Below are 21084 nucleotides of genomic sequence, written 5' to 3' on the forward strand. Positions count from 1 at the left end.
CTCGGCGGGTTTGCTCCACTCAAGGTTTGAACCCTTCTGCTGGAGCACCAGGACATGATCAGTTTCAACAGCTTGCAACGCCATCTCGACAATTCGGTGAGCCGTGCTCACACCAACATGGACCAGGCAGCGATGGAAGCCTCCGAGAGTGGCACCGTCGAAGACCTGCAGGCATTCAACGATGCCCAGCAGCAGGTCGATGTCGCCGGTATTGCCGTCAATGAATGCCTGCGTGCCAAGCACGGTATCAATAAAGCAGTCATCGATGGAATTCAGTGAATTCACCGAGATCGTTGGCCAGTGGTCTGCCCAGCGTCCAGCGATGCCGCTGGACTGCTGGATCGATGACGCCAATGCTCGGCTGGCGGTCGTCGGCGACGGGGTGCGTTGCAGTATCGAACTGCTCGACCCGTACGACGCCGGTGACCCGCAACGGCTCGAAGCCTTGCTTGGCGAGGGCGGCGCAAGCCTGGCGTGTGCCTGCGACGGCGCGCTGGCCATCGATCCGCAGACCCGCTGCGTAGTGCTGGTCAGCTGGATGGCAAACCCCTGCAGCCTCGGTGACCTGCTCGATCGTCTGGAAAGCCTGGCCAATCAGCGCGCGGCCATGCTCAGCCTGATGCAAACCACTATTCGTAACACGACGCCCACTTTGTCCGGGCGTTCGATCCTCAATCACCGGCAACCGGGAGTGTGAAATGCGCAAGGCCTTAATGTGGTTGCCTTTATTGTTGATCGGGGTGATCCCTGCCACGTGGGCGGTCACCCCAGAAGCCTGGAAACACACCGCCTACGCCTATGATGCCCGGCAGACCGAGTTGTCTACTGCCCTGGCTGACTTTGCCAGGGAGTTCGGCATGTCGCTCGACATGTCGCCTGTCCAGGGCAAGCTCGATGGCCGTATTCGTGCTCAGAACCCTGAAGAGTTTCTTGAGCGGCTGAGTCAGGAATACCACTTCCAGTGGTTCGTCTATAACGACACGCTGTATGTCAGCCCTTCCAGCGAGCACACCTCGGCGCGCATCGAAGTCTCGCCGGATGCGGTGGACGACCTGCAAACGGCGCTGACCGATGTCGGTCTGCTGGACAAGCGTTTTGGCTGGGGCTCGCTGCCTGACGAAGGCGTGGTTCTGGTTCGTGGTCCGGCCAAATACGTGGAGTTTGTGCGCGACTACAGCAAGAAAGTCGAAAAGCCCGACGAGAAGGCCGACAAGCAAGATGTTGTCGTGCTGCCACTCAAATACGCCAACGCGGCTGATCGGACTATTCGCTACCGTGACCAGCAGTTAGTGGTGGCCGGTGTCGCCAGTATTCTTCAAGAGCTGCTGGAAAGCCGTTCGCGTGGCGAAAGCATTGACAGCGTGAACCTGTTGCCGGGGCAGGGCAGCAGTGTTGCCAACAGCACAGGTGTCGCGGCCGCCGGCCTGCCTTACAACCTGGGCTCCAATGGTATCGATACGGGAGCACTGCAACAGGGCATTGACCGCGTATTGAACTTCAACAGCAAAAAAACTGCCAAGGGTCATGCCTCAGGCAAGGCAAATATCCGCGTAAGCGCTGATGTGCGTAACAACTCCGTATTGATTTACGACCTGCCAGAGCGCAAGGCCATGTACCAGAAACTGGTCAAGGAGCTGGACGTTCCGCGCAACCTGATCGAAATCGATGCGGTCATTCTCGACATCGACCGCAATGAACTGGCTGAACTGTCCAGTCGCTGGAATTTCAATGCCGGCAGCGTCGGAGGTGGTGCCAACCTGTTTGATGCAGGCACCAGTTCAACGTTGTTCTTGCAGAACGCCAGCAAGTTTTCTGCCGAATTGCATGCGCTTGAAGGCAATGGTTCTGCGTCAGTCATCGGCAACCCGTCGATCCTGACCCTGGAGAATCAGCCTGCAGTGATCGACCTCAGTCGCACCGAATACCTGACGGCCACTTCCGAGCGGGCCGCTGACATTCTGCCCATCACGGCGGGCACCAGCCTTCAAGTGATTCCGCGTTCGCTGGACAACGATGGCAAGCCTCAGGTGCAAATGATCGTGGACATCGAGGATGGCCAGATCGATGTGTCGACGATCAATGACACCCAACCCAGTGTGCGCCGAGGCAATGTCAGCACCCAGGCGGTGATTGCCGAGCACGGCTCGCTGGTCATCGGCGGCTTCCACGGTCTGGAAGCCAATGACAGGATTCACAAGATCCCGCTGTTGGGCGACATTCCCTATATCGGCAAGCTGCTGTTCCAGTCCCGCAGTCGCGAACTGAGTCAGCGCGAGCGGCTGTTCATTCTGACCCCTCGACTGATCGGCGATCAGGTCAATCCAGCACGCTATGTACAGAACGGCAACCCCCATGACGTCGATGACCAGATGAAGAAAATCAAGGAACGACGTGACGGAGGCGAGCTGCCAACGCGGGGCGACATCCAGAAAGTCTTTACCCAAATGATCGACGGCGCCGCCCCGGAAGGCCTGCGCGCTGGCCAGACCCTGCCCTTTGAAACCGATAGTCTGTGTGATCCGGGCGAAGGTCTGACGCTTGATGGGCAGCGCTCGCAGTGGTTCGTCAAAAAAGACTGGGGTGTTGCTGTGGTGGTTGCGCGTAACAACACGGACAAGCCGGTACGTATCGACGAAAGCCGATGCGGCGGTCGCTGGGTCATCGGCGTTGCGGCCTGGCCTCATGCATGGCTGCAGCCGGGTGAAGAAAGTGAGGTGTACATCGCTGTGCGCCAGCCGCAGATATCTAAAATGGCCAAAGAAAGCAGGCCGTCACTGCTCCGGGGAGCGAAACCATGATGATTCGTAGCCTAACGCTCTTGCTCTTGCTGTTTGCTACGCTGACAGGGTGTGCCACCCACGGCTGTGCGGGGAACGCTTGCAAACGCCCGGACTCCAACAACCGCGAGCTGGTCATTTGGTGGCCGCCCGACATGCGCGAAGGTCTGGACGACCGGGACCATGAGCGGGATTACACTGTCGTGCAGTTAAAGGATTAGAAATGATTGAGGTAACGGAAAAGTCGGCATTTTACGCTCAGGTTGCCGCCCAGAGCCCAGCAGTATGGCCAGTGGCCAATGGCGTCGCGTTTGTCAGTCGGCGCGAACACCATGATTGGGGGATCGCCTTGCACATAGAAGGCCGCGCGTTGCGTCCCGATCAACTGCGTGATGCACTGCAACGACGTTTTATGGAGTCAGAGCGTTTCAATCACTACTTCCTGTTTCTGGACGTACGACGCGACTTTGTGGTGTGGCACGCGGTCAACGAAAAACCGGGTTCCTACGCCAGCCTGGACGACATCCGCCGGCATGAGTTGATGCTGGCAGGGCTGGACCATTTGAGCGAGGAAATGCACTGACCGCGTAAGCCGAACGTGTTCATGAGCCCAGGCAAGACGGGTTCATGAACACTGCCTTGATATGAACACCTCCCGCCTTGCAACCCTCCTATACACCCCTCCCTGATACTTACCGTGCTTTGCGCTTGGCGCACCTCTCAAGACAGGACGCAGAGCGTCCAGAACGGCATGCCGACGCGGAGCGTCGCACGATAGTTGTCGTCAGGATTATCGTTCCTCACGCTCCAGTGGAATGCCTTGCGTGACGCTCTGCGTCACAGATCTGCGCAGCATCGCGATACTCAAGACCGGACGCAGAGCGTCGCACGATAGTTTGGATTATCGTTCCTCAAGCTCCAGTGGAATGCCTTGCGTGACGCTCTGCGTCACAGATCTGCGCAGCATCGCGATACTCAAGACCGGACATAGAGCGTCGCACGATAGTTGGGATTATCGTTCCTCAAGCCCCAGTGAAATGCCTTGCGTGACGCTCCGCGTCACAGATCTGCACAGCACCGCGTATTCAAGGTCGGACGCGGGAGCGAACAAGAGTGGAGGTTGTTCACATGTCGTCGTCGATACGAATCACTTCGTCAGTGATCTCTTCCAGCTGGCGGACCACTTTGTAGATGTGGCCGACGGCCAGCAGGGTAGGGCGGGGGATGTATTTTCCGACGTTGACCTTGTACAGCGTGCGCGCCAGCCAGATGCTTTGCACGACCGGAATGCCCGCTTTCTTTGCCTGTGCGATCAGCGCCAGGGCATCTTCGTCCTCGCCCTTGCAGTGAATCATCGGCAATGGCGTCTCGCCAGGCCGGTAGTAAAGCGCCACCGCATAGTGAGTCGGGTTGACCAGCAGCATGTCGGCTTCTTCCACCGGTTTCGGCGCAGCGCTTGGCTCCTGATTGAGAATTTCATGGGCCAGTTGGCGGCGATGGCCCTTGACATGCGGGTCGCCCTCGGACTGTTTGTATTCCTTCTTGATGTCCTCGTGGCTCATGCGCAGCTTCTTGGCATGGAAATACTTCTGCATGGCAAAGTCGATCAGGGCGATGACCAGCAGCAACCCCAGAATCACCCTGAGCACATGCTGAAACAGCTCGATCAGCGCATGCAGATAAGTGGCCAGATCGCTGTTGGCCAACAGGATCAGAGTGCCCAATGCCGGCTTGACCTGGGTATACAAGGTCGCTCCGATCGCCACGGCCTTGAGGATGCTCAGCAACAGATTGAGGATGTTCTGCCCGGAAAACATCTGTTTGGCGTGGGAAAAGGGGTCGATCTTTTTGATATCGAGCTTCAACGCCTTGGGCGCGAAGAGAAAGCCGATCTGCACCCAACTGCTGATCAAGCGCATGAGCATCGCCAGACCCACGCTGCACAAGGTAAAGCTCAGTACCACGGACAACCCTTCGCTGGCGATCAGCTCGACTGCCGACATGAAAGGCCGTTCAATACCCTTGAAGGTCAGCGCCAGCAAAGCCTGCAGGCGATTCACGCTTTCATTGGCCAGGCCCAGCGTGACCTCACTGACAGCCAGAAGAACCAGCAGCTTGCCGAGGTCCTGGCTTTGTCCGACCTGGCCCTTTTCCCGCGCGTCGCGGATCTGTTTGGGCGTGGCTTTTTCTGTTTTTTCGCTCACGGCACCTGCACCACAAAGCCCAGTATCGACTTGAGATCAGCCAGCTTCGACAATTCGCCGGTGCCCAATTCCAGCAGCGTCGGCAGGTAGACCAGCAGAAAGGCGATACCGGCCATGCTTTTGGCCGGCATGGCCAGAATCGAGACGTTCAGCTGTTGCGCGTACAGCCCGATGATCGCCAGCGCGGCCTCGATCAACAGCAGCAACGCGATGAAGGGCGCGGCATACAGCATCATGTGTTGCAGGGTCTGGTTCAACTGACCGAGAAACACGTCCAGGCCTTCCGCGGTCATGCCTGGCAACCACGAAGTGGGCGGCCAGACCATGTAACTGTCCCAGATGACCTGGGTAATCAGAGACAAACCGCCTGAAATGAGCACCAGCATGACCAGGGTTTCCTGAAACAGCTCGCCCAGCGGCGTAGCGTCAGGCCCCAGCGACGGGTTTATCTGGCCGCCGCTGAGTGCACCGCGCTGGCTGTCGAGCAGAGCGCCCACCGAGGCGAACATCCAGAAGGGCGCATACAGCAGCATCCCCAGCAGCGTGCCCAGCACGACTTCCTTGAGCAGCAGGCCGCCGATGGCAAACCAGTCGTCATTGAGTGAGGTCAGTGCGCGGCTGATGCCGGGCGCAGGGATCATCGCTACCACCGCCACTACCGCATAGCGCAGTGGGCCTTTCAGGTATTTGAAACAAAAGGCCGGCACCAGCAGCATGCACGGCACCAGACGCGCCATTGCCAGGCCCATGCCGAGGATGAGATCGAAGAAATTCTGCGCGTCCAGAGGCATCTAGTGGACGACTCCAGAGCGGGCGATAAGATCGAAAGCCATGTTGATGAACTGGATCAGTTCGACTCCGATCCAGCGACCGGTCATGGCCAGCGTCATGCCCACTGCCGCCAGTTTGATACCGAACGGCAGGGTCTGATCCTGAATCTGCATGAGTGCCTGCAACAGCGAGGTGATCACCCCCACCAGCACCGCAACGCCCAGTGGCGGAGCGGTCAGGATCACCACCAGAAACATGCCTTGCTTGAACAACGCCAACGCTTCCATGACCGCCTCACATATACGAATAGAAGAGGCTGTCGAGCAGACGCGACCAGCCCGACACCATGACAAACAGCAGCAACTTGAGTGGCAGCGACAGCGTCATGGGCGAGACCATCTGCATGCCCAGCGCCAGCAGCAGGTTGGAGACAATCAGGTCGATAACGATGAACGGGATGTAGATCAGAAAACCGATCTCGAAGCCGGCTTGCAGCTCCGACAGGACGAACGCCGGGATCGCCAGCAGCAAGTCGTTCTTGCTCGCCTGGTCTGCCATTTCCTTGGGCCACATGCGCTGGGTGTTGTCGAGCAGGTGAGCGACGACATCCGGGTCGGTATTACGGGTCATGAACCGTTGCAGCGGTTCGATGACGGTTCTGGCGCTGGCTTGCAGTTTTTCGGTATTGCCCAGCTCCAGTGGGTGGTCATGCACACGCTGCTGCATTTCATGGGCCACCGGGGCCATGACGAACATGGTCGCCGCCAGAGCGATGCCGTACAGCGCCATGTTTGGTGGCACCTGCTGCACGCCGATGGCATTGCGGGTGATCAACAGGGTCATGGCAATCTTGAGAAACGCGGTGCAGACGATCAGCAAAAAAGGGATCAGCGACATGGCCCCGAGAAACAGGGCCAGCAGGAGCGGGTTCGCTCCTTCCATGATCATGGCTGGGCCGCCAGCCGGGTAATCTGCAAGCCAAGCCGGCCATCGACATCAACCAGTTCGCCTTCAGCCACCACGCGCTCGCCGTGGCACAAGGTGGCATAACCTGGCGCAACGCCGCCCACTTCGAGGATGGTCCCGGCGTCCAGCCGCCGCAACTCGGCGAGCGTCAAGCGCAATTCACCGCAACGCAGCGTCAGGTCCAGAGCCAGAGAGTCGAGGCCAGAGGGTGCTTGTTGCTCTTCTTGCTCCTCTTGCTCGTCGTCATCCGGTTCGGCCTCTGCATATTCGGACTCGTCGTCCGGCTCGGCCCACTGTTGTTCGTGCTCGTGCTCGTGCTCCTGCTCAGCCGTTTCATCGTCATAGTCTTCGAGACTTTCGACATCATCCTGATACAGATCTTCAGTACTCATGGTGGCTGTGCTCCTCGTGGCTGAGCCGCAATAAAAGATGCTGGTCCTGACTGTCGGTCTGGGCTGCCCATTGCCGTCCCGCCAGGGTCAGAAAGCCCTGTCCGGCGCTGTCGAACTTGCAGTTGGCGGGCAGCAACACATCGCCAGGACGCAGCGAAGCGAGTTGTTCAAGCGTCAGCGATAGCTCGCCAAGGATCAGCGGCGTGCTAATCGACCAGCGCTCGTCGAGAGGTTTCAACCGGGCTTGCCAGGCGGCGGAACGCAGCAGCGTGAGCAGCGTCTCGGGCGTTGCGTGCAGGTGGGCATGGACCTGTTGATCGGCCAGCCGGACCTGAATCCGGCAGCCGACAGTAAGCTCTGCACACGCCTGGGGCAGCGGCTCAACCGGGGCCAGCAGATCGGCAATGGTCGGGCTCAGGCGTTGATTGAAAAACTGCCAGTACCAGGCTTGCTGTTCGCCGCCCAGCGTCAGGGGGATATCGCCCAGCAGGCTCAGCAGTGCTTCGGCATCGCTCAGGCACAGCGCCCCGACGGCGGTGTTCAACCAGACGCCCTTGGCAGGTGTCTCGTCAGAGGCGATCAGCGGCAGCAAGGTCAGCTCTGCCTGTTGGCCCTTGGCGCTGAAGCTCAGGCATTGACCGGCGCCCAGCTCACGCGAGACCTTAGCCAGCAGCGGGTCGACCTTGCGCAGGCACAAGGCGCTCATGCTGAAAGGTCTTCATGCATGTCCAGCTCAACGTCCTGCCCAAGCGCTTGTGACAGCGAGTCGCGGCATGCGCCCGTATGGGCACTCAGACGCTTGAGTACATCGCGGCGGGCAAAGCCCAACTGCACGCTCCAGCGGTTTTCGGTTTTGTTGGCATTGACCCGAACGCTGCCCAGGCTGGGCATCAGCAGGGTGAAACTGAGGGGGCCGTCAGGCTGATCCGGCAGGCGCTGCGCCAGCTCGTCGATCAGTTGGGTCGGCACTTGTTCTGCGCGTACCGGAAAGGCTATACCGCCCCCGCCAAAGCCTTGCTGACCAGGTTCGGCACTTACGGGCGGCACCAGCAGTTGCGAAAAGAACATGCCGTCGGCACTCATCGGGGTGTCTTGCAGCGACTTGCTCAGTACCGAACGGCTGGTCTGTACATCGCCACGGCCCAGGCCACCGGATGCAGGGCGTTTTTCACCGAATGGTTTTTCGCTAAGAGCTGTGGCTGGCCGCTCGACAGGCGCAGGGCGCTGGGGTGCTGGTGGCGCTTTGGCCGGGGTTTTGATCGGTGCGGTCATCGTCACTTAACCTTCTTCGTTGAGCGTCTCCTCCATGCAGGCGAGTTTCTCGACCGCGCGCTGAGACGCTTTGGCTTGCAGGCGTTTGTGTTCAAGCAACGTCTGCTGTTCGGCTACCCGCAATTGCTGTTGCTGCACGTCCTGGCGGATAAAGGCCAGGCGGTCGAGCATGTTTTTTTCTTTCTCATGCCATCGGTCGACATCGTTCAGGCTGATGGTTTTTTGCAGATGGTCCTGCGACAGGCTCTCGCGACGTCGCTTGTGGTTGTCACGTTCCTGGTCCAGTGACGCCCGGGTCTCTGATAAGTGGTCGAGCATCGATTTCAGTTCCACCTGCGCCTGGCGATGTGCTCGCTCGGCACTTGCCTGACGATGCTGGCGCAGCGGCGTCAGCAGGCTGATCACCTGTTCCAGAGCCTCCCGTTGCGGGTCTTCCTCGAGTGTTTCGTCCATCATTACTCCGGCAGTTGCGAGGTGATGCGCAGCAACCCGTCGAGGGTTTCCTGCAGGGGCACAGGCTCACGCAGGTCCTGGCGCAGAAACGCATTGATCGCGTCGTTCAGTTGCACCGCGCAATCGGTCACCGGGTCGGCGCCGGCCTGGTATTCACCCAGGCGCAAGAGCATTTCCACTTGCTTGTAGGCCGCCAGCAACTGGCGCAGACGATTGTTGGCGCGCTGGTGATCGCGACCGGTGACGTTGCTGAGGATCCGGCTGATGCTGGCGGACACGTCGATAGCGGGGTAGTGGCCGCGCTCGGCCAGCTTGCGCGACAGCACGATATGGCCGTCGAGCAACGAGCGTACTTCATCGGCCACGGGGTCGTTCATCGAGTCCTGCTCGATCAGTACGGTGTAGAGCGCGGTGATCGAACCGTTTTCGCTCATCCCGGCACGTTCCACCAGCCGTGGCAGCAGGGTGTACACCGAGGGTGGCAGACCGCCGCGGCCCAGCGGTTCGCCCGATGCAATGCCGATTTCCCGTTGCGCACGGGCAAATCGGGTCAGGGAGTCGAGCAGCAGCAAGACCTTCTGGCCCCGCGCGCGAAAGGCTTCGGCGATGGCGGTTGCCGTGAAAGCGGCGCGGGCGCGTTCCATACTGGATCGATCGGACGTGGCACAAACCAGTACCGAGCGAGCGCGCAGGGTTTCGTCCAGTTCATGGTCGAGAAACTCGCGCAGTTCGCGGCCCCGCTCACCGATCAGCCCGAAGACGATGACGTCGCAGTCCATGTTGCGGGCCAGTTCGGCCATCAGCGTGGTCTTGCCGCAACCGGCACCGGCGAACAGCCCGACCCGCTGGCCTTCACCGAGCAGAATGGCGCTGTCGATGGCCCGTATGCCGGTAGGCAAAGACCGGGTGATGCGCGGCCGCTGGGTTGGCGGCAAGGCGTCGGCAATCACCGGCAGCGTGTCGCGGCGATCATCCGGCCCGGCAAAGGCCCCCAGGCAATCACCGAGCAGCGGCCGTCCGAAACCGTCCAGCACGCAGCCCAGCAACGTGTCGTCCACGCCTATTCGATGGGCGATGCCGAGCGGGCGGATCGGCGCACCGACCTGAATGCCGTCCGGCGCACCGAGGGCGCTGAGCAGCGTGCATTCCTGGGTGAAGCCAACGATTTCAGCCAGCAGAAAACTGCCGTCGGCTTTGCTCACTTCGCACAGATCGCCGACCTTGGCTGCCGGTATCTTGCACTCCAGCAAAATCCCGCGCACCGCGCTCACCCGGCCACTGACGCGCACGGCGGAGTACTGGCTCAAGCGCGCTGCGTGGGTGTCTTTCCACTGGTTCAGTGCGGCGTTCACCAGGTCACCTCAATGTGTCGGTCGCCATCGAACTGCAAACGCTGATCGTCGATTTTGGTCAGGCGCAGGCCGTCTTTTTCATCGCCCACATACATGCGGCGACCGTCGGCGGTCACCAGATGCGCATGCGGCCCGGTCATGATCTGCACGACAACAAACGGCAGGGTATTGCGCGCGCTGGCGACGTTATCAAGCACCGTCACGGGTGAGTCATAACGGTCCTTGAAACGCTGCAGCATGCGCTGATAGACCACCAGCGACTCTTCCTTGAGATGCCCATTGAGCATCAATCCCTCTGGCGTTTCGGCCACGCTGACGTCAGTCAGCATGCGGTCGCTGAGCATGGTAGTGAGCTGATGCCGCACAGCTTCCATGCTGGCCAGGCGAACGCGCTTGTCAGTCGCCGGGCCGGCGGGTTTCGCTGCAGGTTGCGATGTTTTGGGCGCAGCGTTCGGCATGCCGGGCGCGGTTGTCATGGCTGAGGCGATGTGCGCCGGGCCTTGGTCGAGCACGATGGCTGCCGGGCGTGTCAGGCTCCAGGCGCTGCCGATCACGCCTACCAGCAAGCCGGCGATTATCCCGGTGGTGCGGTTGAGAAATTGCGAGCGCGACTTGACCTTTTCCAGCGGCGCTTCGTGACGTGCAGGTTCGGCCTCAGCCTGCGGCTGCTTGGGGATAACGGCCGGAACCGACGGCCACTCATCGCCGGCTGGCGAGACGCACAACCACACTGAACCGAGCATGAACGCGGTGTTGAGCGTCAGGTCCACGCTGGCCTGTGAATGGCCCTCTTCATCGCACACCGCGCCCTCTTCAGCGTTGAGGGTCCAGCTGTCGTCCAGGCGTTGCAGGCGGCAATGCAGGCTTTCCACGCCAGAATCGTCCAGCGCCAGGTCCTGCTGTTGAGCAGAGCCGATCGACCACTGCTCGCCGATCAGGGGCAGTGCTGCGCCCTGGTGCTGGCCGTTCAGTACGCGTAATTCAAACATCTGACCATCTCCGTATGCTCAAACCTGACAGGCTCAAGCGGCATGCTCGTTGTCCATCGGTTCGAGGTCATCTTCAAGGTCGAAGCGACCCATGACCCTGACCTTGGCTGCGTTGCTGATTTCCGCAAAAGACAGTACGGGAACGTGATAGAACTCTTCTCGCAACAAGGTGCGCAGCGGGCTGCGCAGATCCTGTGCAACCAGCAGCACCGCCTGTTCAGGCGCGCGCAACGGAAAGGCGATATGCAGCTGTTGCACGAGCATCTGGCTGATGTCGTTGCTCAGCGCAAAAAACGTTTCTGTCTGTGTCTGGCGCAGACCGTCACGCAGCAAGCCTTCGCTTTCCGGTGTCAGCAACCACACCTGCAAGCCATCGGCACCGCAGTACTGGTGGTAAATCTGGGACTTGAGGGCGATTCGCACATAGTCGGTCAGCACGTTGGTGTCGCGCTCGTGCTGGCAATGCTCGATCAGTGTTTCGGCAATCACCCGGATCGCCCGCAATGGCACGCACTCGGAGGCCAGTCGCTGCAAAACCGCCGAGAACCGCGTGAGGGTCAGCACTCGCTGCATTTCCTGAGCAAGCTCAGGCTGCTCCGATTCCAGCCAGCCGAGAATGGCTTTGGTTTCCTGCAAGCCGATGAACTGCGGGCCACAGGATTGCAGCGCGCGCTCCATGCGTTCGGTGATGAGGGTCATGGAACTGACGGTGGCCAGCTCGCCGCCTTGCTCGGCCGGTAGCCAGACCCACTGATCTTCCTGGCGATCCGTGGTGCCGGAGATGGCGGCGGGCACGTCCTCACCGTTGAACTGGCGGACATCCACTGCCACGTGTGTCTGGGTGAAGGTCGCCTTGAGCATCGGGACGTCGTAGACCGTGAAACGAAATTCGTCTGGCTGCAGATGGTCCACGTACTCGATGATGAAGGAGGGCAGCGTCAGGCCGAACTGCACCACCAGCCGGTTGCGTCGTTGACGGATCTCACTGACCAGCGCATCGACCAGCGCGCTGTTCTGGCCAGGGTGAAACTGCAGGACAAACTGACGGCTGGGGGAGAACGTGCGCAAGTCTTCCTTGCCATTCATCTCCGGCGCTACCGCAACGGCGCCTTGTTCTTCTGCCTTGGGTTTGGCCCTTTGCAGTTGCAGCATGCCGCCGGCACCGCAAATGATCGCAATGGTGATGAACACGCCGGTTGGCATACCCGGCAGTGCCGCGAAGCCGAGCATCGCCACTGCGGCAATGATCCAGGCCTTGGGCTGGCTGGTGATCTGCTCGGCGATTTCGCGACCGATGTTGGCTTCAACGCCTGCTTCGGTGTTGGGTACGCGGGTGATGATCATGCCGCAGGTAACAGAGATCAGCAGCGCCGGAATCTGCGCGATCAGGCCGTCACCGATGGTCAGTACGGTATAGAGCTGCAAGGCGTCGCCGGCGGTCATGCCGTGCTGCACCACGCCGATGGAAATACCACCGATCATGTTGATGGCAACGATGATCAGGCTGGCAATGGCGTCGCCGTTGACGAACTTCATTGCCCCGTCCATCGCACCGAACAGTTGGCTTTCCTTGTTCAGTTCCGAGCGGCGGTTGCGTGCTTCGTAGACCGAAATCAGGTTGGCCCGCAAGTCACTGTCGATGGACATCTGTTTGCCGGGCATGGCGTCCAGCGTGAATCGGGCGCCCACTTCTGCAACCCGTTCCGAGCCCTTGGTGATCACCAGAAAGTTGACCACCGTCAGGATCAGGAAGATCACCAGGCCTACTGCCAGGTTGCCGCCCACGACGAACTGGCCGAAGGCCTCGACGATGTGTCCGGCGTCCTGGTTGAGCAGAATCAGCCGCGTGGTCGAGATCGACAACGCCAGACGGAACATGGTGGTCAGCAGCAGCACCGCAGGGAAGGTTGAAAACGCCAGCGGCCTTGGCAGGTGCATAGCCAGCATGATCAGCAGGCAGGAAATACAGATGTTCACCGCGATCAGAACGTCGACCAGCCCGGTGGGCAGTGGCGTGATCATCATGAATACGATGGCAATCACGAAGAACGCGCCGACCACCTCTGAGCGACGCATGGCCGACAAGGCGACCATGTTCAGAAAGTTGATGATCTGATTCATCAGACGAGCCCCCCGTAGAGCTGCTTTTGTTCCTGAGTGGTGAGTTCAGCCATCAGGATGAGCAGGTTGCTCAGTGCGGTCTGGCGGCTTTTCATGTCGCGCCAGAGCAGGATCGGCAGTTGCAGCAGCATGGGGCGCAACCCGTTGAGGAACGCCAATTGGTGCTTGAGCTGCTTGCCACCAATGTGTTGAGTCAGTTGCAGGGTCTGGTTCACATTCATTCCATTGGCCGTCAGGGTCAGCAAGTGCTTGAGAAAGGCTGGCGGGTCGACCGTCAGGTCGGGGTTCTTGTTGCGCATACGGCCCAGCAGGTGCTCGCAACCTTTCAGCAGCGTGGTCACGTGGCGTGCCGTGTTGAGGCCGTGCATCAGTGTGCGCAGTTGCTCGTGAGAAGCTGACGGCGTCATCGCGGACAGGTCGTCGGCGATCGCGGTGCGCATATCGCGCAGGTCAATGTTGAATTGCCCGGCTTCTTGCTGCTCGCCGAGCAATGCTTCGATCAGGCCGGTAATGTTTGGCTGGCCGGAAACCGCCACGCTATAGAGGTTGCGCAGGGCGACTCGACGCTTGTTATCGATATTTGGCCGCGCGAATGCCTTGGCGCTGTTGATCCCGGCGCGAGCACGTGGACCGTACTTGCGACGCAGCTGTTTGAGCTGCTGTGTCAGGACCACATGCTCGCCCATCTCACCGTCGGCTTCGGCCTGCTTCCTGGCGGCTTGCAACACCACATGAGCCTTGGCGGCATCACCGTCGGTGTAATCCAGAACCTGTTTCAGATCTGAGGAAGAGTCATCCTGCATGAGCTTTTTGCGCAATACCCTGGCCGCGTTATCCAGCCCGGTGTCCTGATCGGTCATCAGCAGTTGATAAAGCTCACCGAGCTTCACCGCTCGCGACTGCAAGGCATTGTTGCTGGCGATCAGGTCGCGCTGAATGAGGATGCGTCTGTGCTGGATGAGCGCGGCCGCGAAGCGCGAAACCTGTTGTGGCGAAGTCCCTGAATTGTGCAGATCAGCATTGGGAAGTGGCTGCGCAGCAGGCGTCACGACGCGGGTCGGCGCGACCGGAAGTATTCGCATGATAGGCGGAGCGACGATTTTCATAGGGCAGTTCTAAGCCGGATTATGTCCGCTGAGTGGGTCACGGTCCCGGATCAGTTCCCTTGCGAAGCTGACCGATGTTTTTGTGCCAAAAGCTGTTGTGGCAAAAAACGGTTTGCGCAAAGTTTTGTATTACAAAGAATTTCACATTTTAAAATATCTTTATAAATCAATCAGTTATTTCTATTTTTAAGCTGGCATGGTTATCGCTATAGGGCTTGTACACCACTAAATCAGGGTAAGCCCATGTTTCAGAAGATTGTGATCCTCGACTCAACCCAGCCCCGTCAGCCATCTTCGTCCGCCGGTATTCGCCAAATGACGGCCGATCAGATTCAGATGCTCAGGGCGTTTATCCAAAAGCGGGTGATGAACCCTGATGATGTGGATGACATTCTCCAGTGCGTGTTTCTTGAAGCCCTGCGTAACGAGCACAAGTTTCAACATGCCAGCAAACCGCAGACCTGGCTGTGTGGCATCGCGCTGAACCTGATCCGCAATCACTTCCGCAAAATGTATCGTCAGCCGTATCAGGAAAGCTGGGAAGACGAAGTGCATTCCGAGCTGGAAGGGCACGGTGATGTCAGTCATCAGGTAGAGGGGCATCGGCAACTGGCGCGAGTCATTCAGGCCATTGATTGCCTGCCGTCGAACATGCAAAAAGTGCTGGAAGTGTCGCTGGAGATGGACGGCAATTATCAGGAAACAGCGAACAGCCTCGGCGTGCCGATTGGCACCGTTCGCTCACGCCTGTCCCGCGCGCGGGTTCAGCTCAAGCAGCAAATCGACCCGTTCGCCTGAATGGCGATCTCGATCATTTTTTCTGGAACCAACTTGCACCTTCAACCACACAGTTGCCATCGCTCACTCTCGGATGGCAACTCACCATGCGTATATCCAGTTCTCCCTTCGTTATCGTGAACCAACCCACTCCTGGCGAACTGGCTCTGGCTGTTGAGTCGCCTCTTGCCAAAGCCTTGCCGACACCTGTGGGTGGCGGTGGGCAAGCCGGCGTGCAGTTCGGTCAGCCGGCCGGCAACACGCAAGGCGCGCCGACAGGAGCCGAGCAGACCGCGTCGTCTATCCTGGCTCTTTTGCTCCAGGGCAGTGGCGGGGCAGCTGCCAATGCCAATGTGAATAATCAGGTCCAGCCGCAACCCTGCGCAGATTCTCCTGCCGAGGCTGCACCGACTGAAGCGACTGCCCCGGCCGCTCCGGTTGAACAGGTCGCAGCTCCCACGAACACAGATGCAACCGACGCTTCCAACGCCCCCAAAGCCGCAGACGCAGCCTTTCTCGACAATTCTGAATACTCCTCGCCAGAAGCTCTGAAACGTTGGGAACCGATGGTTGCCCATCTGCCGCCCGAAGAGCGCGAGCAGGCGGCGAAAGAGCTCAATCGCCCGATTGCAGCGGCATGGATGGCGCGTGATGATGGCCCCGATGCCGGCAAGGCCATGGATTTCATCAACGCCAACCCGGCGCTGAAGACCGCCGTGGACGTTGCTCAGGGTGGTGGCAACGCAGATGGCAAGATCACGAACAAAGATCTCAAGACCTTCGCAAAAAATATGGAAAAGGCCGCAGACAGTGCCGACAAGGACTTGGCCAACTACACCAAGGACAACCCCGACGCTGACCCGCAGTCACTGGAAATGGTGCGCAGCGCGGCAGTGATGCGAGCCAATATGCCACTGGCGATTGCTGCCGACCCACATCATGCAGTGGATGCAGCGGACAAGACCAAAGTTGACGGTAATGTCGACGCAGAAGACCTGAAGGGGTTGGCACAAAGTAACCCAGGGTTGTCCGGAGCGCTCAAACAGTCCTGCAGCACCTGGTCGCAACCAGGCTTTTTGGGTCAGGTAGACGAAGCGGGCATGTCGGGGCGCAAGAAGGCTGCGCACAGCCCTGATAAGATGTTCGACGCGAAAAATCTGAGTGAGTGGATCAAGAAAAGCGCACCCACCAACGGCGGCCAGTTCGCCAGCATGCTCAGCGATTCTGCGACGCTCAATGCGGTGGCCGGGATTGATATCAGCAAGCTGGACAAGGACGTATTCGACAAACCCAAGTCTTACAGCGGTGCACAGAAAGCGGCCGTCATGGTCAAGTTGCAGCAGACCCAGCAAAGCGTTATCGCCGGGCGCAGCCTGCGCAACACCGACAAGACCGAGCAGGGTTTGAACGACCGGATTTCCCAGCTACAGGCTGATCCTGACGTACAAGCGTACCTCAATAAAAGCATTCCCGAGCAGGAGCGCAATCTGGTCCGCAGTGATGCCTCGCTGCAAAAGGCAGTCGTCGAGCAGACGAAAAACGTCAATAGCGGTCAAGCGCTGCAGACTGATATGGACAAGGCGGACAAGGCCGTCAACAAACATAATCCGAATGCCGATTACAGCGGCGCCATCAGCGGTTTGTCCGCCCAGTTGCAACTGCAAAAAGACCTGTTCCCCGATTCCAAAGTACCCACTACCAATCAGGTGCTTGAAAACAAACCCGATCTGCAAGACAAGATTGCCACGTCCTACGTGACCAACTTCAGCGAAGGCGGTGCACTGAAGCAGCTGCTTGGCCAGAAAAAGTCTGATGCCAGCCAGTCTCTGCAAACCGCCGATAACCAGAAAGCCATTTACGACAGCGTGCTGCCCCCTGATTTCACCGAAAATCAGCATGAAAACTACATGAACAGCACGTTGGGTACGCTGCAAGACTCCAAAAAAGGCCGCAAGCTTCTGGAAGGCAAAAGCGATGAGGGCGGACCGTCCATGTTGACTCAGCTCGCCGAGGCGGGCGTCGGCGGCAAGGCGCTCAACTCGATCGTGGGCTTTGCTTCAGTGTCCAGCCTGATCGCTCATGGCGACAAGCTTGGCGCAACCCAGGCCATTTACGACAGCACGAGGATGGGCGCCGAGGCCATTAAAGGTGGCATCGACGCCGGGGCGAAGATGATGGGCCGCGAAGCCTCAGCCGGCCTAGGGCGTCTGGGCGGACAGATGATCGGTCGCGCCGTCGGCATGGTTGCCGGTGAAGCCACCGGCCTTGCCGCAGGTGCCGCCCTAGGCGCCGCGATTCCAGTGGTCGGCTGGGCAATCGATGGCGCCCTGGCGGTAGGTTTCGGTATTTCCATGATCATTGATGCTGTGAAAAAGCATAAGGCGCAGAAGGCGTTCGACCATAACGTTGATCCGGTGCTTGATCAGTTCGGGATTGCGAAGGCGCATTGATTGACTGAAATGTCGGGGCCCGGGCAGCGTCACGCCCGGGCTCGGCACTATTTTTCGTACGCGGAGATTCAATCATGAGACCCGTCGGTGGACCGGCTCCAGGCTATTATCCGCCAACCTATGAAGCTGAGCGTCCCACTGCGCAAGCTGCAGGAAACGATCGCGCCCGATCTTCACAGGCCAGTTCCTCTCCAGCAGCCAGCGTTGCGCCAGAGACTCCAATGCTGGGGGACCTGAAGCGCTTTCCAGCCGGGCGCTATCCGGATATGAAGGTAGAAAATATCCGGCTGAAAATCGAGGGGCAGGAGCCTGGCGGAAAGGATGGCGTAAAGCACACCAGAAGGCGTAAGCCGGACGCAGCAGGCAGCAGTCATGTGCACGGCGGCCAGAGCGTGGCCTCGACCTCGGCTTCAGCTCAAAGCAAAGCATTGCAGGATACGAACTTCAAGGCGAGCGATCTTGCCGAGCTCGCGCGCTGGTGTGAGAGCCCGCACCCCTATGCGCTGGCACCCTCAAAAGCAGCGGGGAAAAGCAGCCAACTGTCTGCAAATGTTGTGAGCATCCTGTTGCAAGAAGGCAAGCACGCCCTTGAACAGCGCCTTGAGGCTCAAGGTCTCAAGCTGGCCGACGTTGTTGTCTCGGAAGGTCGGGACCACCTTCATATAAATCTCAATTACCTTGAAATGGACAGTTGTCTGGGGACGTCCAAGGGTTTATGGGCACCTGACAGTAATGACAAGAAACTGATTGCCAAGGCAGCGCGTTATTTTGATGATTTCAACGCGCAAAAGTTACCTGAGCTGGCGCCGTTGACGAAGATGAAAAGCAAGGACAGTCTCGGTGTCATGCGCGAGCTGTTACGTGATGCGCCGGGGCTTGTTATTGGTGAGGGTCACAATTCAACGTCCAGCAAGCGTGAACTGATCAATAACATGAAGAGCTTGAAGGCCAGTGGCGTGACCACGCTTTTTATGGAGCACCTCTGCGCCGAGTCACATGACAAGGCGCTCAATAATTACCTGAGCGCGCCCAAAGGCAGTCCGATGCCTGCCAGGCTGAAAAACTACCTCGATTTGCAGAGTCAGGGTCATCAGGCCCCGGAAGAGCTCCACACGAAATATAACTTCACCACCTTGGTGGAAGCGGCCAAGCACGCCGGGTTGCGCGTTGTCTCGCTGGATACAACGTCCACCTATATGGCCCCGGAGAAAGCTGAGATAAAGCGTGCCCAAGCCATGAATTACTACGCAGCAGAAAAAATAAGGCTGAGCAAACCGGAAGGTAAGTGGGTCGCTTTTGTCGGGGCAACGCACGCCACTTCCTGTGACGGAGTCCCAGGGTTGGCAGAGTTGCATGGGGTACGCAGTCTGGTGATCGATGATCTGGGCCTCAAGTCCCGAGCGACCGTCGATATCAATGTGAAAAACTACGGCGGCAAGCTGAATCCAGACGTGAGGCTTTCCTATAAGGTCTGAGCGCTTGAACACGCGGGCGGCAGTGCATGAAATTTGTCAGTTTACTGGAAACAGCATCATAGAAAGGGACTCGTTTATCCGGCCTCGCTACTGAGGTTAAGGAAGGTCTGAAGTAAGCATCGATTTTTGATGCCTTCATGGCCTGAGGTTCAAAAAAACTCGCCCGATCAGATAGTCAGACGTTTTTGCGCTGTTAACTCATCGATTTTCCTTCAAACAGCACCTTTCCAAGGCGTTTTTCCGCATTACAGGCGCACCTCTCCCATCGCCAGCAGCCGTTTTCGCACCATCCAAAGGTTCGACAAGGCAAACAGAGTAGCCTGTTGCGCGGTGTTTTTAGCCAGCCCGCGAAACCGGACTTTCGTATAACCAAACTGGCGCTTGATCACGCGAAGCGGATGTTCAACCTTCGCCCGCAACTGGGCTTTCGTGAACTCGATTTTGCGATAGACCCGTGCGATCAAACTTTTCTCGCCATGCTTTTTATAACGGCTTGGGCGTGCCGCAATTGACCAGATCATCTGGCGATCCTGATGCTCCGCACGCTTGTCCACGCCGGTGTAGCCCGCATCACCGCTGACATAGGTTTCCTCACTGTGCAGCAGTTGATCGACCTGAGTCACGTCCGCCACATTCGCCGCAGTACCCACCAGGCTATGGACTAAACCCGACTCGGCATCGACGCCGATATGCGCTTTCATGCCGAAGAAATACTGGTTTCCTTTCTTCGTCTGATGCATTTCGGGATCGCGTTTGCCGTCCTTGTTCTTGGTCGAGCTCGGCGCATGAATGATCGTCGCATCGACCACCATACCTTGGCGCAGCATCAAACCTCGATCACCCAGATAGCCATTGATGACCTGCAAAATCCCGCCTGCCAACTCATGCTTTTCCAGCAGGCGCCGGAAATTGAGAATCGTGGTTTCATCGGCGATTCGATCCAGACTCAACCCTGCGAACTGGCGCAGGATCGTTGTCTCGTAAAGTGCTTCCTCCATCGCCGGATCGCTGTAATCAAACCAGTTCTGCATCAGGTGAATCCGCAGCATCGCCATCAGCGGATAGGCCGGACGTAAAAATCCCATCTTGCATTGGAACCGATTTCGATGAGTCGCCACACATAAGCGTGACTCATGATTTCTTCAACAATTCTGATCAACAAAGGTGGTTGTTATGAAACTTAAAGATATCTGCTCTAAAACAAAATTCATTGCATTGGCCAGCTTTGCTGTCCTCTCTCTGCAAATGCCTTTGGTGCATGCCGATGGTGGCGCCCAGCTAAGTGGTGCTCAAGGTCAGGGAAGCGCTGCCTTGAACAGTGGCTCAGGCCAGGGGGGTACAGCGCAGAGCGGCTCTCAATCAGGTTCCCGAGACTCATCGACCTGCTGTACGCCTACCGCTTGTATCACGCCATGCCCATAACGAAACAAGCATTCGCGCAGGAAGGTAGCTTTGGGTGCTAACGGCCAACCCGAGTAGAGGAGGGTAAGATCGCGGGTTGAGTCAGATCACTTTTCACCAAACGAAAAAAGACCTTGAAACTCAAGGTCTTTTTTCTGATTGTGCTTCCATGTTTTTTGATGACAGTTCGTTAACCTTGCAAAAGGTATAGACCTATTGCAATGCAACCCGCCTGTAAGCCAGGTGGCGTACTGAGGCATCAGGCCTTTATCACGGGCCAGTCAGCCGATTCAATAGCGGGCATGGCCCCTGCCGCAAACGAATCCGTATCGCTGGGCGGCCTCTGCGGCGGCCTCGATGGCGGCACGCTGGTCAGCTGCACTCTGGGCACTACCAGCGTCTGCTGAGGCCGAGACCGCGAATGCATTGCCAACTGATGCTCCCAGCCGATGACGCAACCGATGACACGTGGTAAATAGTGCGCCGTGATTGAGCTAACCAATGCGGCATCTCGAAGGAATGGAGCAGCCTGCTCGCGTATCGCGAGCCACAATCAGGTCCGACGACGCTTTGGAATT

At 58.5% G+C, this 21084-nt stretch carries 20 protein-coding genes and 1 pseudogene; 8 read left to right on the forward strand and 13 right to left on the reverse strand.

Annotation, left to right across the window (positions count from 1 at the left end):
• Positions 1–54: 54 nt before the first annotated feature.
• Genes PSPTO_RS07285 through hrpV form a run of 5 tightly spaced genes read left to right on the forward strand, consistent with a single transcriptional unit; the run spans position 55 to position 3360 of the window.
• Positions 55–279, forward strand: coding sequence for a type III secretion protein HrpF (locus tag PSPTO_RS07285; protein WP_003375722.1), 225 nt, complete (start codon positions 55–57; stop codon positions 277–279).
• A complete protein-coding gene (locus tag PSPTO_RS07290; RefSeq protein WP_005763889.1) occupies positions 266–697 on the forward strand; it encodes a type III secretion protein in 432 nt (143 codons plus the stop codon). The genes PSPTO_RS07285 and PSPTO_RS07290 overlap by 14 nt, the downstream gene beginning before the upstream one ends.
• A gap of 1 nt (position 698) precedes the next feature.
• The gene (gene sctC / locus PSPTO_RS07295; protein ID WP_007244827.1) at positions 699–2798 is read left to right on the forward strand and encodes a type III secretion system outer membrane ring subunit SctC; all 2100 of its coding nucleotides are present in this window, start codon (positions 699–701) and stop codon (positions 2796–2798) included.
• Positions 2795–2998 carry an HrpT family type III secretion system protein gene (hrpT, locus tag PSPTO_RS07300; protein ID WP_005763882.1) on the forward strand — a complete coding sequence of 68 codons (204 nt, stop codon included), beginning with the start codon at positions 2795–2797 and terminating at the stop codon, positions 2996–2998. The genes sctC and hrpT overlap by 4 nt, the downstream gene beginning before the upstream one ends.
• A gap of 2 nt (positions 2999–3000) precedes the next feature.
• Complete coding sequence (gene hrpV, locus PSPTO_RS07305) at positions 3001–3360, forward strand: HrpRS complex negative regulator HrpV (RefSeq protein WP_007244826.1); 360 nt, start codon at positions 3001–3003, stop codon at positions 3358–3360.
• Between the two features lie 541 nt (positions 3361–3901).
• Here the strand turns inward: hrpV and sctU are convergent.
• Genes sctU through sctW form a run of 12 tightly spaced genes read right to left on the reverse strand, consistent with a single transcriptional unit; the run spans position 3902 to position 14403 of the window.
• On the reverse strand, positions 3902–4981 hold the full coding sequence (sctU, locus tag PSPTO_RS07315; protein WP_003375716.1) for a type III secretion system export apparatus subunit SctU: 1080 nt from the start codon (positions 4979–4981) through the stop codon (positions 3902–3904).
• Entirely contained in the window at positions 4978–5772 is a 795-nt protein-coding gene (gene sctT, locus PSPTO_RS07320; RefSeq protein WP_005763879.1) for a type III secretion system export apparatus subunit SctT, read from the reverse strand. Before sctT ends, sctU begins: the two co-directional genes overlap by 4 nt.
• Positions 5773–6039 carry a type III secretion system export apparatus subunit SctS gene (sctS, locus tag PSPTO_RS07325; protein WP_003375712.1) on the reverse strand — a complete coding sequence of 89 codons (267 nt, stop codon included), beginning with the start codon at positions 6037–6039 and terminating at the stop codon, positions 5773–5775.
• Between the two features lie 7 nt (positions 6040–6046).
• Entirely contained in the window at positions 6047–6700 is a 654-nt protein-coding gene (gene sctR, locus PSPTO_RS07330) for a type III secretion system export apparatus subunit SctR (protein ID WP_003375709.1), read from the reverse strand.
• On the reverse strand, positions 6697–7110 hold the full coding sequence (locus PSPTO_RS07335) for a FliM/FliN family flagellar motor switch protein (protein ID WP_005763877.1): 414 nt from the start codon (positions 7108–7110) through the stop codon (positions 6697–6699). Before PSPTO_RS07335 ends, sctR begins: the two co-directional genes overlap by 4 nt.
• A complete protein-coding gene (locus tag PSPTO_RS07340; RefSeq protein WP_011103535.1) occupies positions 7100–7816 on the reverse strand; it encodes a type III secretion protein hrcQa in 717 nt (238 codons plus the stop codon). The genes PSPTO_RS07335 and PSPTO_RS07340 overlap by 11 nt, the downstream gene beginning before the upstream one ends.
• The gene (locus PSPTO_RS07345; protein WP_011103536.1) at positions 7813–8382 is read right to left on the reverse strand and encodes a flagellar hook-length control protein FliK; all 570 of its coding nucleotides are present in this window, start codon (positions 8380–8382) and stop codon (positions 7813–7815) included. Before PSPTO_RS07345 ends, PSPTO_RS07340 begins: the two co-directional genes overlap by 4 nt.
• A 6-nt stretch (positions 8383–8388) precedes the next feature.
• A complete protein-coding gene (locus tag PSPTO_RS07350; protein WP_011103537.1) occupies positions 8389–8835 on the reverse strand; it encodes a type III secretion protein in 447 nt (148 codons plus the stop codon).
• Between the two features lie 2 nt (positions 8836–8837).
• Positions 8838–10187, reverse strand: coding sequence for a type III secretion system ATPase HrcN (hrcN, locus tag PSPTO_RS07355; RefSeq protein ID WP_005763862.1), 1350 nt, complete (start codon positions 10185–10187; stop codon positions 8838–8840).
• Complete coding sequence (sctD, locus tag PSPTO_RS07360; RefSeq protein WP_005763855.1) at positions 10184–11176, reverse strand: type III secretion system inner membrane ring subunit SctD; 993 nt, start codon at positions 11174–11176, stop codon at positions 10184–10186. The genes hrcN and sctD overlap by 4 nt, the downstream gene beginning before the upstream one ends.
• A 33-nt stretch (positions 11177–11209) precedes the next feature.
• A complete protein-coding gene (sctV, locus tag PSPTO_RS07365; RefSeq protein ID WP_007244820.1) occupies positions 11210–13297 on the reverse strand; it encodes a type III secretion system export apparatus subunit SctV in 2088 nt (695 codons plus the stop codon).
• Complete coding sequence (sctW, locus tag PSPTO_RS07370) at positions 13297–14403, reverse strand: type III secretion system gatekeeper subunit SctW (RefSeq protein ID WP_005615731.1); 1107 nt, start codon at positions 14401–14403, stop codon at positions 13297–13299. Before sctW ends, sctV begins: the two co-directional genes overlap by 1 nt.
• Positions 14404–14646: 243 nt before the next feature.
• Here sctW and hrpL point away from each other — a divergent pair, with 243 nt between their 5' ends.
• From hrpL to hopB1, 3 genes are all read left to right on the forward strand, one after another.
• Complete coding sequence (gene hrpL / locus PSPTO_RS07375; RefSeq protein WP_011103538.1) at positions 14647–15201, forward strand: RNA polymerase sigma factor HrpL; 555 nt, start codon at positions 14647–14649, stop codon at positions 15199–15201.
• An 86-nt stretch (positions 15202–15287) separates the two neighbouring features.
• Complete coding sequence (gene hrpK1, locus PSPTO_RS07380; RefSeq protein WP_011103539.1) at positions 15288–17630, forward strand: type III secretion system helper protein HrpK1; 2343 nt, start codon at positions 15288–15290, stop codon at positions 17628–17630.
• Positions 17631–17704: 74 nt separating this feature from the next.
• Positions 17705–19105 carry a type III secretion system effector HopB1 gene (gene hopB1 / locus PSPTO_RS07385; RefSeq protein WP_011103540.1) on the forward strand — a complete coding sequence of 467 codons (1401 nt, stop codon included), beginning with the start codon at positions 17705–17707 and terminating at the stop codon, positions 19103–19105.
• Between the two features lie 245 nt (positions 19106–19350).
• Here hopB1 and PSPTO_RS07390 read toward each other — a convergent pair.
• A pseudogene (locus PSPTO_RS07390) lies at positions 19351–20178 on the reverse strand (IS5 family transposase); the annotation flags it as partial.
• Between the last annotated feature and the right edge of the window lie 906 nt (positions 20179–21084).

This window comes from Pseudomonas syringae pv. tomato str. DC3000, from assembly GCF_000007805.1.
GTDB lineage: Bacteria > Pseudomonadota > Gammaproteobacteria > Pseudomonadales > Pseudomonadaceae > Aquipseudomonas > Aquipseudomonas avellanae.

Bases quoted from the DNA above. Each gene is read 5' to 3' on its own strand.
- sctR (WP_003375709.1), bottom strand. From the start codon at position 6,700: ATGATCATGGAAGGAGCGAACCCGCTCCTGCTGGCCCTGTTTCTCGGG.
- sctV (WP_007244820.1), bottom strand. From the start codon at position 13,297: ATGAATCAGATCATCAACTTTCTGAACATGGTCGCCTTGTCGGCCATG.
- hrpK1 (WP_011103539.1), top strand. From the start codon at position 15,288: ATGCGTATATCCAGTTCTCCCTTCGTTATCGTGAACCAACCCACTCCT.
- sctT (WP_005763879.1), bottom strand. From the start codon at position 5,772: ATGCCTCTGGACGCGCAGAATTTCTTCGATCTCATCCTCGGCATGGGC.
- PSPTO_RS07290 (WP_005763889.1), top strand. From the start codon at position 266: ATGGAATTCAGTGAATTCACCGAGATCGTTGGCCAGTGGTCTGCCCAG.
- PSPTO_RS07285 (WP_003375722.1), top strand. From the start codon at position 55: ATGATCAGTTTCAACAGCTTGCAACGCCATCTCGACAATTCGGTGAGC.
- hrpV (WP_007244826.1), top strand. From the start codon at position 3,001: ATGATTGAGGTAACGGAAAAGTCGGCATTTTACGCTCAGGTTGCCGCC.
- PSPTO_RS07345 (WP_011103536.1), bottom strand. From the start codon at position 8,382: ATGACCGCACCGATCAAAACCCCGGCCAAAGCGCCACCAGCACCCCAG.
- hopB1 (WP_011103540.1), top strand. From the start codon at position 17,705: ATGAGACCCGTCGGTGGACCGGCTCCAGGCTATTATCCGCCAACCTAT.
- sctS (WP_003375712.1), bottom strand. From the start codon at position 6,039: ATGGAAGCGTTGGCGTTGTTCAAGCAAGGCATGTTTCTGGTGGTGATC.
- hrpL (WP_011103538.1), top strand. From the start codon at position 14,647: ATGTTTCAGAAGATTGTGATCCTCGACTCAACCCAGCCCCGTCAGCCA.
- PSPTO_RS07335 (WP_005763877.1), bottom strand. From the start codon at position 7,110: ATGAGTACTGAAGATCTGTATCAGGATGATGTCGAAAGTCTCGAAGAC.
- sctW (WP_005615731.1), bottom strand. From the start codon at position 14,403: ATGAAAATCGTCGCTCCGCCTATCATGCGAATACTTCCGGTCGCGCCG.
- sctD (WP_005763855.1), bottom strand. From the start codon at position 11,176: ATGTTTGAATTACGCGTACTGAACGGCCAGCACCAGGGCGCAGCACTG.
- PSPTO_RS07350 (WP_011103537.1), bottom strand. From the start codon at position 8,835: ATGGACGAAACACTCGAGGAAGACCCGCAACGGGAGGCTCTGGAACAG.
- PSPTO_RS07340 (WP_011103535.1), bottom strand. From the start codon at position 7,816: ATGAGCGCCTTGTGCCTGCGCAAGGTCGACCCGCTGCTGGCTAAGGTC.
- sctC (WP_007244827.1), top strand. From the start codon at position 699: ATGCGCAAGGCCTTAATGTGGTTGCCTTTATTGTTGATCGGGGTGATC.
- hrpT (WP_005763882.1), top strand. From the start codon at position 2,795: ATGATGATTCGTAGCCTAACGCTCTTGCTCTTGCTGTTTGCTACGCTG.